At 62.4% G+C, this 14,248-nt stretch carries 17 protein-coding genes; 1 reads left to right on the top strand and 16 read right to left on the bottom strand.

Translation table 11 applies throughout. The features are described 5' to 3' along the window. Nucleotides 1-17 precede the first annotated feature (17 nt). The 11 genes from fliP to fliF all read right to left on the bottom strand — a co-directional run bounded on the left by fliP (nucleotide 18) and on the right by fliF (nucleotide 10,410). A complete protein-coding gene (gene fliP, locus ACODSZ_RS07560; protein WP_369770097.1) occupies nucleotides 18-815 on the bottom strand; it encodes a flagellar type III secretion system pore protein FliP in 798 nt (265 codons plus the stop codon). Beyond that, complete coding sequence (gene fliO / locus ACODSZ_RS07555; RefSeq protein ID WP_008328176.1) at nucleotides 799-1,356, bottom strand: flagellar biosynthetic protein FliO; 558 nt, start codon at nucleotides 1,354-1,356, stop codon at nucleotides 799-801. The genes fliP and fliO overlap by 17 nt, the downstream gene beginning before the upstream one ends. A 19-nt stretch (nucleotides 1,357-1,375) precedes the next feature. Beyond that, entirely contained in the window at nucleotides 1,376-1,831 is a 456-nt protein-coding gene (gene fliN / locus ACODSZ_RS07550; RefSeq protein ID WP_008328178.1) for a flagellar motor switch protein FliN, read from the bottom strand. Between the two features lie 2 nt (nucleotides 1,832-1,833). Beyond that, complete coding sequence (gene fliM, locus ACODSZ_RS07545; RefSeq protein ID WP_008328180.1) at nucleotides 1,834-2,838, bottom strand: flagellar motor switch protein FliM; 1,005 nt, start codon at nucleotides 2,836-2,838, stop codon at nucleotides 1,834-1,836. Between the two features lie 29 nt (nucleotides 2,839-2,867). Then, nucleotides 2,868-3,383: a flagellar basal body-associated protein FliL gene (gene fliL, locus ACODSZ_RS07540; protein ID WP_008328183.1), complete on the bottom strand. Its 516-nt coding sequence runs from the start codon at nucleotides 3,381-3,383 to the stop codon at nucleotides 2,868-2,870. A 124-nt stretch (nucleotides 3,384-3,507) separates the two neighbouring features. Beyond that, entirely contained in the window at nucleotides 3,508-4,854 is a 1,347-nt protein-coding gene (locus ACODSZ_RS07535; RefSeq protein WP_175342445.1) for a flagellar hook-length control protein FliK, read from the bottom strand. A gap of 99 nt (nucleotides 4,855-4,953) precedes the next feature. Then, nucleotides 4,954-5,394 carry a flagellar export protein FliJ gene (gene fliJ, locus ACODSZ_RS07530; protein WP_034350233.1) on the bottom strand — a complete coding sequence of 147 codons (441 nt, stop codon included), beginning with the start codon at nucleotides 5,392-5,394 and terminating at the stop codon, nucleotides 4,954-4,956. A gap of 37 nt (nucleotides 5,395-5,431) precedes the next feature. Further along, the gene (gene fliI / locus ACODSZ_RS07525) at nucleotides 5,432-6,838 is read right to left on the bottom strand and encodes a flagellar protein export ATPase FliI (RefSeq protein WP_034350235.1); all 1,407 of its coding nucleotides are present in this window, start codon (nucleotides 6,836-6,838) and stop codon (nucleotides 5,432-5,434) included. Nucleotides 6,839-6,876: 38 nt separating this feature from the next. Then, nucleotides 6,877-7,578 (bottom strand): flagellar assembly protein FliH, encoded by a 702-nt coding sequence (gene fliH, locus ACODSZ_RS07520; RefSeq protein WP_008328191.1) that lies wholly within the window; start codon nucleotides 7,576-7,578, stop codon nucleotides 6,877-6,879. A 62-nt stretch (nucleotides 7,579-7,640) separates the two neighbouring features. After that, nucleotides 7,641-8,636 (bottom strand): flagellar motor switch protein FliG, encoded by a 996-nt coding sequence (gene fliG / locus ACODSZ_RS07515; protein WP_006462657.1) that lies wholly within the window; start codon nucleotides 8,634-8,636, stop codon nucleotides 7,641-7,643. After that, nucleotides 8,629-10,410: a flagellar basal-body MS-ring/collar protein FliF gene (gene fliF, locus ACODSZ_RS07510; protein ID WP_008328195.1), complete on the bottom strand. Its 1,782-nt coding sequence runs from the start codon at nucleotides 10,408-10,410 to the stop codon at nucleotides 8,629-8,631. Before fliF ends, fliG begins: the two co-directional genes overlap by 8 nt. 248 nt (nucleotides 10,411-10,658) lie before the next feature. Between fliF and fliE the strand changes: the two genes are divergently transcribed. After that, nucleotides 10,659-11,015, top strand: coding sequence for a flagellar hook-basal body complex protein FliE (fliE, locus tag ACODSZ_RS07505; RefSeq protein ID WP_008328197.1), 357 nt, complete (start codon nucleotides 10,659-10,661; stop codon nucleotides 11,013-11,015). Between the two features lie 119 nt (nucleotides 11,016-11,134). Here the strand turns inward: fliE and ACODSZ_RS07500 are convergent, their stop codons facing one another. The 5 genes from ACODSZ_RS07500 to fliS are packed head-to-tail and all read right to left on the bottom strand — an operon-like array spanning nucleotide 11,135 to nucleotide 14,228. Continuing rightward, complete coding sequence (locus ACODSZ_RS07500; protein WP_008328199.1) at nucleotides 11,135-11,890, bottom strand: flagellar brake protein; 756 nt, start codon at nucleotides 11,888-11,890, stop codon at nucleotides 11,135-11,137. Nucleotides 11,891-11,913: 23 nt separating this feature from the next. Next, nucleotides 11,914-12,258 (bottom strand): EscU/YscU/HrcU family type III secretion system export apparatus switch protein, encoded by a 345-nt coding sequence (locus ACODSZ_RS07495; protein ID WP_034350237.1) that lies wholly within the window; start codon nucleotides 12,256-12,258, stop codon nucleotides 11,914-11,916. Further along, nucleotides 12,245-13,432: a flagellar hook-length control protein FliK gene (gene fliK, locus ACODSZ_RS07490; RefSeq protein WP_241821527.1), complete on the bottom strand. Its 1,188-nt coding sequence runs from the start codon at nucleotides 13,430-13,432 to the stop codon at nucleotides 12,245-12,247. Before fliK ends, ACODSZ_RS07495 begins: the two co-directional genes overlap by 14 nt. A gap of 2 nt (nucleotides 13,433-13,434) precedes the next feature. After that, entirely contained in the window at nucleotides 13,435-13,764 is a 330-nt protein-coding gene (locus ACODSZ_RS07485) for a flagellar protein FliT (RefSeq protein ID WP_175342608.1), read from the bottom strand. Between the two features lie 5 nt (nucleotides 13,765-13,769). Then, nucleotides 13,770-14,228: a flagellar export chaperone FliS gene (gene fliS / locus ACODSZ_RS07480; protein WP_175342448.1), complete on the bottom strand. Its 459-nt coding sequence runs from the start codon at nucleotides 14,226-14,228 to the stop codon at nucleotides 13,770-13,772. Nucleotides 14,229-14,248 lie beyond the last annotated feature (20 nt).

The following is a 14,248-nucleotide window of genomic DNA, read 5'->3' as shown; positions in this document are numbered from 1 at the left end:
CTTGCCTTGGTCGGCGACTAGTAGAAACTCTGGGCCAGGGAGCCGATCAGCAACTGCCATCCGTCCACCAGCACGAACAGCATCAGCTTGAAGGGCAGCGAGACGATGGCCGGGGACATCATCATCATGCCCATCGACATCAGGATGCTGGCCACCACCATGTCGATGATGAGGAAGGGAATGAAGATGGCAAAGCCGATCTGGAAAGCGGTCTTCAGTTCACTGGTAACGAAGGCCGGTACCAGCAGGCGCAGCGGCACGTCTTCCGGGCCTTGCAGGGCCGGTCCGCGCGAGAGCTTCACATACAGTGCCAGGTCGGCCTGGCGGGTCTGCTTGAGCATGAATTCCTTGAGCGGTGCGGCCCCCTTGTCGAGCGCTTCCATCATCTGGATCTTGTTTTCCGAGAAGGGCTGGTAGGCCTCGGTGTAGATGCGGTCGAACACCGGACTCATCACGAAGAAGGTCAGGAACAGCGACAACCCGACCAGCACCTGCGTGGGTGGCGTGGACTGGGTGCCCAGTGCCTGGCGCAGCAAGGACAGCACGATCACGATGCGGGTGAACGAGGTCATCATCAGCATCGCCGCCGGAATGAACGACAGCGAAGTGAGCAACAGCATGGTCTGGATCGGCAGCGAATAATTCGTGCCGCCGCCTGGGGCGGGCATGCTGTTGAGCGCGGGCAGGCCCTGCTGGGCCGAGGCCGCCAGCGGCAGGCACAGCAGCGCCAGCCACCAGTAGGGGCTGCGCAGCAACGCGGCGGTGCGGTGGCGCAGGAAAGAGAGTGTGCCTCGCGGCTTAGGATGTGCTGCCATCATTACCCGGACGGTCGCCGTTGCCGGTACCGCCATTTCGTTTGTCCATGGTGTGCTTGAGCCAGGTGGCAAAGGCCGGTCCGGCCGTGACCGGTTGGGCCGCCACGCCTTCCTGGCGCGGCAGGGTGGCCAGGGCATTGACCCGACCGGGAGCCACACCGACCACGATCCACTGGTCGCCGACTTCGACCACCATCACCCGCTCGCGGGTACCCACCGACACGCCGCCGACGACCTTGGCCACGGCGTTGCCGCTCATGCCGCTGGCCAGGCCGAAGCGCTTGAACAGCCAGGCGACTGCGGCCATCACGGCCAGTACCGCGACCAGCCCCAAGAGCATGGTCAAGACACTGCCGGTGGAGGAGGGAAGAGCGCCGGCTGCTGCCGGTGCCGGGACAGCGACGCTGCCGGCGGTGGTGTTGTCGGCCCGGCTTTGGGCCGTGACAGCCAGACTGCCGCCCAGAAAGATCAGGGCGGACACCAGGTCCGCCCGGGACTGACGCAAGGCTTGTCTCATCGATGCTGCGTAAATACGTCTCATGAAACGGAAGTCATTGCGCTCAGCGGTTGAGCTTGCGAATGCGTTCGGCCGGCGTGATGATGTCGGTCAGGCGGATACCGAACTTGTCGTTGACCACCACCACTTCGCCTTGTGCGATCAGGCAGCCGTTGACCAGTACGTCCATCGGTTCACCGGCCATGCCATCGAGTTCCACCACCGAGCCCTGCGCCAGTTGCAGCAGGTTCTTGATGGCGATCTTGGTGCGGCCCAGTTCCACGGTGAGTTGTACCGGGATATCGAGGATGAAGTCGATGTCGTTGGGGGTATTGGTCTTGATATCGGCCGCACTCAGGTCCTTGAAGACGGTGGCCATCGCAGGGGCTGCGGTGATGCCTTTCTCGTCTTCCATCTCGCCTTTTTTCTGCGCCTCTTCGGCCTCGCTCTGCTCGGCCATGGCCGCGCCCCACGGATCGTCTTCCGCTGCGCCTGCGCCTGCTACGTTCTCATCAGCCATTGCTAATCTCCTTGAAAGCTTTCCGGTGTTTCTTGATGGGTGATGGACAGCAGTTTCTCCACGCGCAGGGCGTATTGACCATTGGACTGGCCATAGCTGCATTCCATCACCGGTACGCCGTCAACCTGTGCCTCGACGGTCGTATTGGTCTGCAGCGCGATGACGTCGCCGACCTGCATGTTCAGCAGATCGGTGAAATTGACTCGGGCAGTACCGAAATTGACGATCAGTTCGACCTCGGCGGTCTGGATCTGCTGCTTCATCAGGCGGATCCAGCGCTTGTCCACTTCCAGCGCTTCGCCCTGCATGCTGCTGGTGAGACGGTCACGCACCGGCTCGATCATCGAGTAGGGCGTGCAGATGTGGATCTCGCCCGACACCGGCCCCAGCTCGACGGTGAAGGTGGTCGAGACCACCACTTCGTTGGGCGTGGCGATGTTGGCGAACTGGGTATTCATTTCCGAGCGGATGAATTCGAATTCGATCGGATAGATCGGTTCCCACGACTTGGCGTAGGTCTCGAAGGTGATCTCCAGCACGCGCATGATGATGCGCTGCTCGGTGGGCGTGAATTCGCGGCCTTCGATGCGGGTATGGAAGCGACCATCGCCGCCGAACATGTTGTCCACCAGCATGAACACGAACTGCGGGTCGAACACCACCAGCCCGATGCCACGGAAGGGCTTGATGTGGACCAGGTTCAGGTTGGTCGGGACCACCAGGTTGCGGATGAATTCACTGTACTTGGACACCTTCACCGGACCGACCGAGATCTCGGCGGTACGGTGAATGAAGTTGAACAAGCCGATGCGGAACAGACGCGCGAAACGCTCGTTGATGATTTCCAGCGTGGGCATGCGCCCACGCACGATGCGTTCCTGCGTGGCCAGGTTGTAGGTACGTACCGTACCAGGAGCTTCTTCGACGATTTTTTCTTCGTCTTCATCTCCCGTCACGCCCTTCAAAAGGGCATCGACTTCTTCCTGTGATAGAAAATGCTCGGCCATGGTCGACGATCTCTGACTTCGATACGGTGTTACTGCTGTTGGATCACGAACGAGGTGTAGAACACGTCGGTGATCTGCGGTCCCTTGCCCTTGCCCGAGAACGGCTCGCCCAGTTGGTCGATGATCTCGTCGGTCAGACGGCGCTTGCCTTCGCTGGTGAGCAGTTCGGACGCCTTCTTGCTGGAGAGCACCATCAGCAGGCGGCTGCGCACCTGGGGCATGTACAGCTTGAGGGCTTCGGCGGTCTGGCTGTCGGGCACCTGCAGGGTCATGGCCACTTGCAGGTACTGGTCGCCGGTTTCCTGCTGCAGGTTCACCACAAAGGGTTCGATCACCACGAAGGTCGGCGCCTTGGCCTCGACCTTTTCTTCGGCATGATCCTCACCCTTCTTGCCCTTGCCACCCATCATGAAGAAAGCTGCTGCACCACCGATCACCAGTACCAGCACGACACCGATGATGATGAAGAGCATCTTCTTGCTGGATTTTGCCGGTGCTGCTTCTGCTTCAGCTCCCTTGGCCGGGGCTTTTCCTTTTGTTGCCATCTACTATTCCTTTCAGTTCGTCAGCGCGGGTTGAGGGCTTATCTGCTTATCGGCAGCCAAATCGCATTGTTGAGTCCCGCACGGACGAAAATTGCATGTTTTTTAAGGTTTCCGGTCTCGGCGCTTACACGAAGGTATCGACCAGGCCCAGTCCACTGGAGGTTGCGGCTGCCGTGACGCTGCCGCTGAGGGCGACGTCGCCCTCCTGTTCCTTGCCGAAGCTGGAGGAGGACCCGCTGCGCGCCTGCTGCTGGCCATTGCCTGCCCCCTGATGCTGGTTGGGCATGCCGGTCTGGACATTGGCCTGGCCGAGCTGGATGCCGGCCTGGTCCATCATTTCGCGCAGCTTGGGCAGGGCCGCTTCCAGCGCCTGCTTCACTTCCGGCTGGGCGGTGATGAAGGTGGCATCGGCTTGTTGGTTGTGCACGTTCAGGACCACCTGCATCGGGCCCAGGTCCGGCGGGTTCAGGCTCAGCGAGGCACTCTGCATGCCGGCGGTGGCCATCCAGGTGATCTTGGTGCCCAGGGCCTGGTTCCAGCCGGCGCTGCCGACGTTGGACTGGATCTTGTCGCTGTAGGCCGGGGCGAACACGGCCTGCGTCTGGTTGGCCGCAGCGGTTTGCTGCATGACGGGCAGGGCCAGCGGCTGCGGGGCCGCCTGGGCCTGGTCCTGTCGGGCAGGCGCTGCCATCTCGGGCGCGGTCTTGTTCAGCTGGGCACGTGCGGCCAGGGCGCTGGCATCTTCCTTGGGCTCGGCCTTGGCGGCGGCGCTGAGGTCGATGGCTGGCTTGCCGTCCTTGCCGTGGCCGTTTTGCTGGGGCGGGTTGGCCTCGGCGTTGCTCTTGCCGGCCAGTTCGCCGGCGGCGGCACCCTGCTTGCCTCTGGCGGCAGCCAGGGCATCCTGCAGGGCGGTCGGATCGAGCTTGCCTTGCTTGTCTTCGGCCAGGGCTTGCTGCTGATCCGCCAGGGACAGCTTGCCACCGCCGCGCTTGGCCTGGGCCAGCAGGTCGGCCTCGCTGCTCTCGCCCTTGGCCTTGCCATCGCCGGGCTTGACGGCGTTCTGGGCGATGTTGGCCACCAGGGCCAGCAGTTCGGCCGAGGCCTGGGTGGTGGTGTCGCTGCCGTCTTCGTCCTTGTCCTTGTCGCTGACCTGGCTGCTCTCGTCACTGCCGTCGCTCTTGCCGGCGTGACTGGCGCTGTTGGCGGCGTTGGGGGATTGCTGGCTGGCAGCCGATTGACTGGCGGCCGCCTGTTTGGCCGCAGCCTGGGCATTGGCGGCCTGGTTGTCGGCGTTCTGCTGGGCCTGGCGCGCCTGGGCCTGGTTGTCCTGCACGCGCGTGCTGACCTGGCTGTTGAGCACCTGGTTGAAGGGGACATCGGCCGAGAAGCTGTCGGCAGGATTGCCCGAGCGCGCGCCTGTGGCGGCCTGGGAGCCGGTAATCACGTTCAACAACGGCAGGGAAGTGTTCATGATGGTGGGCCTGTCGGTAAGTGCTGTCTGCTGCTCTAGGATGCGGGTTGTGGTGCGTTGCGTACGGTTTCGGTATTGCGTGGCCGGGCGTTTGAGCGCTCAGCGCTTGTAGAAACTGATGCGGGCGGCATGCTCGTCCATGGACTTCTGGTCGCGCTTGTTTTCCTTGCGCTGCTCCTGGTCCCGGGCGCGGGTGGCCAGGGTGTCATAGGACATGCGCTTGCGCTCGCAGGCCTGCCATGCTGCACGGGCTTCGGCCACACGCTGCTGGCTGCTTTGTACCACGTTGACCTGGCCGTCGATGGCGTTGTCGATCTTTTCCAGGAACAACTGGAAATTGCGATAGGCCAGCGCAGTCAGGCCATTGGTCAGTGTTTCCTGGAAGCGCGCGGCGTAATCGTCGCGGTATTGCTGCAGGATGCCCAGCTTCTGCTGTGCTTCTTCACTCACGCGAATAGCCCGACCGAGGCGCTTGGTCGCTTCGTCGGTCTCTTTGGTCGCCAATTCAATCAGCGTATCAAGTGCGGAGGGAGTAGCCATGATCGCTCTGATTATATTTTTGAGGATGCGCGCTCAATCACCCGAATAGAGCGGTAAGTTGCCTCAAGCTCTCTGATACATCGGCTTGCTCATGGATGCCTTGCTGCAAAAAGGCTTCCATTCTTGGCAACAAGGCAATGGCTTCATCCAGGATCGGATCGCTGCCGGCGGCATAGGCGCCCACGCTGATGAGGTCGCGGTTGCGCTGGAAACGTGAATACAATTGCTTCAGATGGCGTGAACGGCGCTGATGGTCGGCGTCGGTAATGCTGTGCATGGCACGGCTGATGGATTGCTCGATGTCGATGGCCGGATAGTGGCCGGCTTCGGCCAGCTGGCGGTTGAGCACGATGTGGCCGTCCAGGATGGCGCGGGCGGCATCGGCGATCGGGTCCTGCTGGTCGTCGCCTTCGGTCAGCACGGTGTAGAAGGCGGTGATGGAGCCGCCTCCCTCATCGCCATTGCCGGCGCGTTCCACCAGGGCCGGCAGCTTGGCGAAGACCGAGGGCGGGTAGCCCTTGGTGGCCGGCGGCTCGCCGATGGCCAGGGCAATTTCGCGCTGCGCCATGGCGTAACGGGTCAGCGAATCCATGATCAGCAGCACATCCTTGCCCTGGTCGCGGAAATACTCGGCAATGGAAGTGCAATACGCGGCGCCCTGCAGGCGCATGAGCGGCGGGGTGTCGGCCGGTGCAGCCACCACCACCGAGCGTGCCAGGCCCTCGGCACCGAGGATCTGTTCGATGAATTCCTTCACTTCGCGGCCGCGCTCACCGATCAGCCCGACCACGATCACATCGGCGCTGGTATAGCGCGCCATCATGCCCAGCAGCACGCTCTTGCCTACGCCGGAGCCGGCGAACAGGCCCATGCGCTGGCCCCGTCCCACGGTAAGCATGGTGTTGATGGCGCGAATGCCGGTGTCCAGGATGTCGCGGATCGGTGCGCGTCCCAGCGGGTTGGCGGCGCGCACGGCCAGCGGGGCCGAGCGTTCGGTATGCAGGGGGCCCAGATTGTCCAGCGGCCGACCGGCACCGTCGAGCACGCGGCCCAGCAGTTCGTCACCGACCGGCAGGCGGCGGCTGTGCTCGTCGGCGCGGCGCGGGGTGAAGCTGATGGGGCCGGTGCGCGGCGGTGGACGCACCGGTTCGACGGGATAGACGCGGGTGCCGGGAACGATGCCTTCGACATCGCTCTGCGGCATCAGGAACAAACGTTCATCTTGAAAACCGACGACTTCGGCTTCGATCATCGTGCCGTTGGGCAGCGGCACATTGCAGGGGCTGCCCACAGGAAGCTTCAGTCCGACCGCTTCCATCACCAGTCCGGCCACGCGCGTGATGCGCCCGGCTGTGCGGGTAGGCTCGGCCATGGCCACCAGGCTGCGACAGTTGTGCAGATAGGCTTGCCACAGGCTGCTATGGGATGGCATCGGGGAGTTCATGCGGGTCTCCCGTTCAGGTCGGTATCACGGCGGACACCTCATTCCAGCCAGTCGAGCTGCTTGGACAGCGACTCGCCCAGACGCTGCCAGCGCGTCTGGGTGGTGGCATCGATCTGGTTGGTGCGGGTTTCGACACGGCAGCCGCCGCGGTCGAGCAGGGCGTCTTCCTCGATCTTCCAGCCTTGCTGGGCCAGTTCTTCGCCCAGGTGCTTGCGCACCAGCGCGGCATCGTCCGGGTGCAGTGTCAGGCTGGCCGGCAGTTGCAGCACGGGCAGGGCGTGGATGGCGGCACTCACCGTCGGCAGGATCAGTTCGGGGCGCACGTTCAAGGCCGTCTTCAACATGGACTTGGCCAGGTCCAGTGCCAGGTCCAGCAGTTCGGGGGCCATCTTTTCGCTGCACTGGGAGACTTCGGTGCTGAAGTTGACGGCGATCTGGCGGAAGTGCTGGATGACTTCGTTGACTTCCTGCTGGCCTTGCTGCAATCCGGCCATATAGCCCTCCGAGCGGCCGGCCTGCAGGCCGTGCCCGCGGCCTTCGGCAAAGCCCTCCTGGCGTGCGGCCTCGCGGATGGCGTCGAGCTGCTCGGCCGTCAGTTGGGGGACTGGCGGCGGTTCTTCCAGAAACTCTTCCTCTTCCGGCAGCGGTTCCGGCTCCGGTTCGGGCTCTTCGTTGAAGGACGCCAGCTCCCAGCGCTGGTAGGGCGTCATCTCTTCCTTGGGTATGATCTTTGCACGCATGGCTTCTTTGACTCCTCAGGCCGGCATGCCGACAGCATCCTGCATGGACCGCTTCAAGTGCATCAGATGAACGCGTCCTCGCCCTTGGCACCCAGCACGATCTGGCCTTCGTCGGCCAGGCGGCGCACGATCTGCAGAATGGCCTTCTGTTGCGCATCTACTTCGGACAGGCGCACCGGTCCCTTGGACTCCAGGTCTTCCTTCATCATCTCGGCCGCACGCTGCGACATGTTGGCGAAGATCTTGTCGCGCAGGCCTTGCGAGGCACCCTTGAGGGCCACGATCAGCGACTCGGACTGGACTTCGCGCAGCAGCAGCTGGATGCCGCGGCCGTCGATATCGATGATGTTCTCGAAGACGAACATCTCGTCCATGATCTTCTGCGCCATGTCCTCGTCGTAGGAGCGCAGGTTGTTCATCACCGAGGTCTCGTTCTCGCCCGACATGAAGTTGAGGATCTCGGCCGCAGTACGGATGCCGCCCATCTGTTGCTTCTTGAGGCTTTCGTTGCCGGTCAGCAGCTTGGTCAACACGTCATTGAGTTCGCGCAACGCGGCCGGCTGCACGCCGTCCAGAGTTGCAATACGAAGGATGACGTCGTTGCGCAAACGTTCCGTGAAATTGTTGATGATGCCGCAGGCATGGTCGCGCTCCAGGTGGACCAGGATGGTGGCGATGATCTGCGGGTGTTCGTTGCGGATGAGCTCGGCCACCGACTGCGCGTCCATCCACTTGAGGCTTTCGATGCCGGACGCATCGCGTCCGCCCAGGATGCGGTTGAGCAGGGAGGTGGCCTTGTCGTCGCCCAGGGCCTTGGTCAGCACGCTACGGATGTATTCGTCCGAATCCAGTCCCAGCGAGGAGGCCTGGCCGGTCTCGGCGACGAAGGCTTCCAGCACTTCGTTGATTTCTTCGAAGCTGACATTGCGCAGGGCCGACATGGCCGCGCCCAGCTTCTGGACCTCTTTCGGACCCAGATATTTCATGACTTCGGCGGCCTCATCCTCGCCCAGGGCGAGCATCAGGATGGCGCCTTTTTGAACGCCGTCGTTACTCATTGTTCACCCATGACTTGATGATGCTTGCCACCAGTTTCGGATCATTCTTGGCCCACTGCTTGGCGGTTTCCAGATTGGCCTTGTACTGGGCACGTTCGTCCACTGCCGGCTCGCCGGAGAGGTTGACGATGGCGTCCGGATCGTCCGGATCGAAGCCGGCGGCAACCGCTGCGGCAGCGGCGGCGGCTTCGGCCTCGGCCTTTTCCTTGGCCAGACGTTCGCGTTCTTCGCGGCCCGACAGCTTCCAGACGATGGGGCGCAGCACGCGGAAGTAGAGGAACAGCAGGACCGCGGCCACCAGCACGTACTTGCCGATTTCCTTGGCCAGTTCGATCATGCCCGGCTGCTTCCACAGCGGCACTTCCGGTTCCATGTCGGTGCTGAACTGGGTGTTGACCACGTTGAGCGAGTCGCCGCGATCCTTGTTGTAACCCATCGCCTCCTTGACCAGATCGGTGATCTGGTTGCGCTCGGCTTCGGTCAGCGGGCGCATGACGATCTTGCCGGTGTTGTCCAGGGTGCGCTTGTAGTTCACCACCACGGCCACCGTCAGGCGACGCACGCCACCCATGGGTTGCTGGGTGTAGCGCACCGTCTTGTCGACCTCGTAGTTGATGGTCTCATCTTTGCGCGAATTGCCGCTGGCCGCAGGAGTCGGTGCTGCGCCATTGGGCGTGGCCGCAGTATTCTGGTTGGCTGCACCATTGGCGGCCGCCGGATTGACGATCTGGGCGGTGGCCGGGGCAGGGGGCTGGTTGGTCAGCGCGCCGGGTACGCCCGACGTGCCGGAGGTGGCGCTGTTGGACTCGCTGCTCTGCTTGCTGCGAACGGCGGCGGTGTCGCGGGTCTGATTGGGCTTGTAGGCTTCGGAAGCCTGCTCGGAGCGGGAGAAGTCCACATCGGCCGTGGCCTCGGCACGCACGTTGCCGTTACCGACGATGGGTGCAATGATGGATTCGACGCGCTTGACGATGTCCTGCTGCAGATCCTGGACATACTTCAGCTGGGTCGGATCGAGGGTGTTGGTCTGGCCTTGCTTGGTGGTGTCGGAGAGCAGATTGCCGTTCTGGTCGACGATGGTCACGGCCTTGGGCGAGAGCTCGGGGACGCTGCTGGCGACCAGGTGCACGACGGCACTGACCTGTTGCTGATCGAGGTAGCGGCCCGGATAGAGGCTCAGGATCACCGAGGCGGTCGGCTTTTGCTGGTCGCGCACGAACACCGAGGCTTTGGGCAGGGCCAGGTGCACACGGGCGGTCTGGACCGGCGCCAGGGATTCTACCGAGCGCGCCAGTTCGCCTTCCAGGGCGCGCTGGAAATTGACTTGTTCCAGGAACTGGGAAATGCCCAGCTTCTGGTTCTCCATCAGCTCGAAGCCGACATTGCCACCCTTGGGCAGGCCCTGGGCGGCCAGTTTCAGGCGCGCGTCATGCACCATGTTTTCGGGCACCAGGATGGCCGTGCCGCCTTCGGAATACTTGTAGGGCACGTTCATCTGCTGCAACGAGGCCACGATGGCGCCACCGTCGCGGTCATTGAAGTTGGCGAACAGGACGCGATACTCGACCTTCTGGCTCCACAGCCAGATGCCGGCCATCAGCGCCAGAGTCGCGGCGGCGGCAATGATGAGCAGAATACGCTTGCCCTGGGGCGAACGGGCGTAGCCCATCATGCCGCCCTGGGCGGACTGCCCCTGGGGCATGCCCTCGTTGTTGCCGAGTTCGCCCGAATTGTTGGTCTCGCCGGTCATCGTGCCGTCGGCTGCTACCGCCATGATTTCCCCTCTGGCGTTCCCTCGATTGCCAGCTTGATGAATACTTTGATCACTGCCTACCTTTGTGAGGTTTTTTGCTCAGTGTGGATTGTCCGTTGGTAGCGGGAATTTGATCGGCCGAACAGAATGGCAAATTCCCCGCTTATTGGTGCGATTTGTCAATGCAGCAGTGTTAAGGTGCTGCTGTAGATGGCGAAGGTGCGCGTGGTACTTTTGCCAGGCGGCAAAATGAACTCAAGAGGTGGGAAATGGCAATTGACAGCGTGATCGACACCAGCAAGATCGAAGCAATGGTAGCCCAGCTGAAGGCGGCAGCGGCCCGCGCCCAAGGGGGTGTGGACCCGGTTCAGAGCAGCGTGGCAGCCGAAAAACCGGCCCAGCGGGTGGATTTTGCCGACGTGCTCAAGGGCGCGATCGACCAGGTCAACGATTCTCAGCAGAAGGCGGCCAAGATGTCGCAGGCCTTCGCCATGGGGGATGACAACGTGAACCTGTCGGATGTGATGATCGCTTCGCAGAAAGCCAACATTTCCTTCCAGACCAGTATCCAGGTGCGCAACAAGCTGGTCTCGGCTTACCGTGACATCATGACCATGCAGGTGTGAAGTTTTCTGCTTGAGGTCGCCCCTGGCAAGGGGCGGTCGTGCATGACAAAACACCCCAGAACCGGTGATCCGGTTGCTGGGGTGTTTTGTCACTGGCGCGCCCGGCGGGGCGCACCGGCTTACATCATGCCTGAGGCCTTGGCGTTCTGTTCGCGTTCCAGCTTGGTGATGAAGCGCTGGATCGCGGCCAGTACCGTACGCGGGATGTCGATGAACTGCAGACCGAAGCGATTGACCACCTTGCCATTGGTCATCTTGAATTCCTTGCAGTCGCGCACCTGCAGCTTGACCGATACCAGGGTGTTGTCACCCAGTTCCAGTTGGCAATCTTCGTAGGTCACGCCCGGAGTGGTGGGGAGCAGCTTCTTTTCGTCGGTGATGCCCACGCCGCCGGCGCTGATATTGTTGAGCAGCGTAACGACCGTGATGAAGGAGCCATCCGGCTGGGTGATGCGGAAAGTGCAGCGCAGCGGCTTGGCGATCGGCGTGGGGATGCGGAAATACTCGCGGCGCTGCAGGCGCACCAGGCTTTCGGGGATATCGACCCGCAACGCCGGGCGGCTCTGGTATTCGACCTGGCGTGCGCCGTCGACGGCAAAGGTAATGCGGATGCTGTTGTAGAGCGCCTCGAAATTGATGCGCTTGCTCGATACGATGCTCTCGTTGAGCATGGCGCTGGGGGCGGCGTCGATGATGAGCGAGTCGTCATCGTCATCGACTTCCAGAATGGAAGTGATCACGGACTCGGATCCGCCCTTGATCAGCAGGCTCAGGAGCTGGTTCTTCTCCATCATGCTGGTCAGCAGGGCAATGATCTCCCTCCGTGAATGAACCCGGTATGGGCTGTCGTCGTCGATCTCGTCGTGGTTAGCCATCTGTGCGTCTTGTACGTGTGAATTCAGCGAGTGGGATCGCTTTCCCCTGAGGATTTGTTGGAATAATTTAACCCCGTATCATACATCACTGACCCGCTTAATTGCATATTTTCAATACGATATAGCCAGGCCAGCAATTCCGCCACGGTGCGGTACAGGGCAGGGGGGATCTGCTGGTCCAGTTCGACCTGCATCAGCAGTGAGACCAGCTCCTTGGATTCATGGACATAGACGCCCGCATCGCGCGCCCGCGCAATGATGGCTTCGGCCACCAGGCCGCGGCCCTTGGCCACCACCTGCGGGGCTGCCTGGCTGGCGTTGTAGGCCAGGGCCACGGCGTTTTGCAGGGGGATATTAGGTTTCTCCATCGGCTTGCTTGACAATCAGTGAGTCCAGGGAGGTGCCGGCAGCCGCCATGGCACCGGAAAACAGCGCGCTGTTGCCGCGCAGGGCAGCGGCGGCGGCTTCGTTGTCGGCTTTCACCTGTACGTGGATCTGCTGACCAATCAACCGGATCGAGGCCGAGACGCTGCCCAGGTGGGCAAAGTTGAAGCGCACCACGCTATGCCAGGTGGGCGTGTTCTCGTCCTCGGCGCCGGCTTGTTCGCGGCTGTTCTGGCCCTGTTCCTGATTGATTTCCCATTCCATCTTCTGGCCGGGCCAGACTTCGCCGTGCCAGACCACGCGCTGCTGTTCCAGGGCGTTGAGCTGGAGGTTGATGATTTGTCCCAGCTGATTCTGGGAGGGATCGCTGTCGCTGAGCAGATTGATGTCGCCACCCTGTCGCGCAGCGACCTGGGCTTGCGGTTCCTTCATCAGGTCTGCGGCCGGACGCTGGCCGGCGGCCCAGGCGGCCACGTGCGACTCGTAGAAGACGCCGCTGTTGGCAATGGCATCCTTCAAGGCTGCGGCCATCTGTTCGGGGGCGACCCCGGCCTTGGGCAGCAAGGGGGTGGCCGCATTGATGTGATCGGCCACGTCGCCCTGTTGGGATGCGTGCAACAGCGTGTCGATCAGACGGCCGGCATGGCTGAGCGTGGTGGTGGTACTGGCGGGAGCGCCCGATTGCCCCTGGCGTGGGCCCTTGGCCTGGGCATCGGCAGCGATATCCTCGTTCTGCGCGATCTGTCCCGCACCGCTTTCGTCGCGGGTAACGAACTGCAGCGACTTCAGATCCTTCTGCATCGCGCGCCCGGCACTGCTCAAGGCCACGGAGGCGCTTTCCTCGTCAGGGTGGATGCTGCCTTCGTTGACCGAGAAAGTCGGGCGGGGATCCTTCGAGACCAGCGTCAGGGTCAGGGTATCGCCTACCTTGGCGCTGTTGGGCAGCACCATGCGCGCGGCCGTATTGGCGATGCGCACCAGGAAGGTGCCGTCGTTGAAATTGGAGAGGATGCGGCCCGACATCTGCTGGCCCACCGCAATCTGGGCCAGGCGACTGAAGGCTTCCTGCCGCGCATCGGCAACCGAAACGACGGCGGTCGCCGCTTCGACAGGATTGACGGGCTGGACGGCGCTGGCAATATCGGCCCGCGGCAACATGGTCAACTACCCATGCCGTAGGTATTGAGGAGCTTCTGTTCGGTCTGGTTGCTCTGGATCATTGCCGACAGTTTGCGCAATCCCGGTTCGGTGAGGTTGCGGATGTCGCGGTCGTCTTCGAGGATCTTCTTGATGATGTCGACCTTGCGATGGCGCAGCGGCTCGGGCAGGGCGACATGTTCCTCGCTGTCGCGCAGGCTGGCGATGTGCTTGCCGCACTGGGCTTCGAGTGCGGCCAGCAAGTCCCAGTCACCGGCACGGGCGGCCGACAGCATCTCGTTGGTCAGCTTCGAGATGGACTCGTAGAGCGCGATGACGTCGTCACCGTTCATGTCAGTCATGCCTTTGCAAAGCTGGAGAGAGGGACGTCTTGCACCATGGCCATCGGCGCAGCGGGCTGCGCTGCATTCGGACCGATCTGTTCCCACGCGGAACGGATATCCTCAAGCAGTCCGTGGATCTCGTCGAGGATGGCCGGGTTGTTGGTCGCGTTGGCCTCGAACAGGCGGCGGCTCATGTATTCATAGAGCGAATCGAGATTGAGCGCCAGTTCGCCGCCGACTTCCTTGTTCAGGCTGGCGCGCAGGCCGTTGTCGATGATCAGGATGGCCTTGGTGATGGATTCGCCCTTGTCCTTGATGTTGCCCTCGCCCATGGACTTCCTGCCCAGTGCGATGGCCACCAGTGCCCCGTCGAAGAGCATGGTGATGAGCTTGTGCGGGCTGGCCGCAACCACCCCGGTTTCCACGCCGATATTTGCGTAGGCGTTGGCCCCGCGTTTCATGGTTCCGAACATGACGTTCTCCTATGTTCGCG

This window comes from Herbaspirillum sp. FG34, from assembly GCF_057809315.1.
This window is presented reverse-complemented; position numbering and strand designations above follow the sequence as displayed.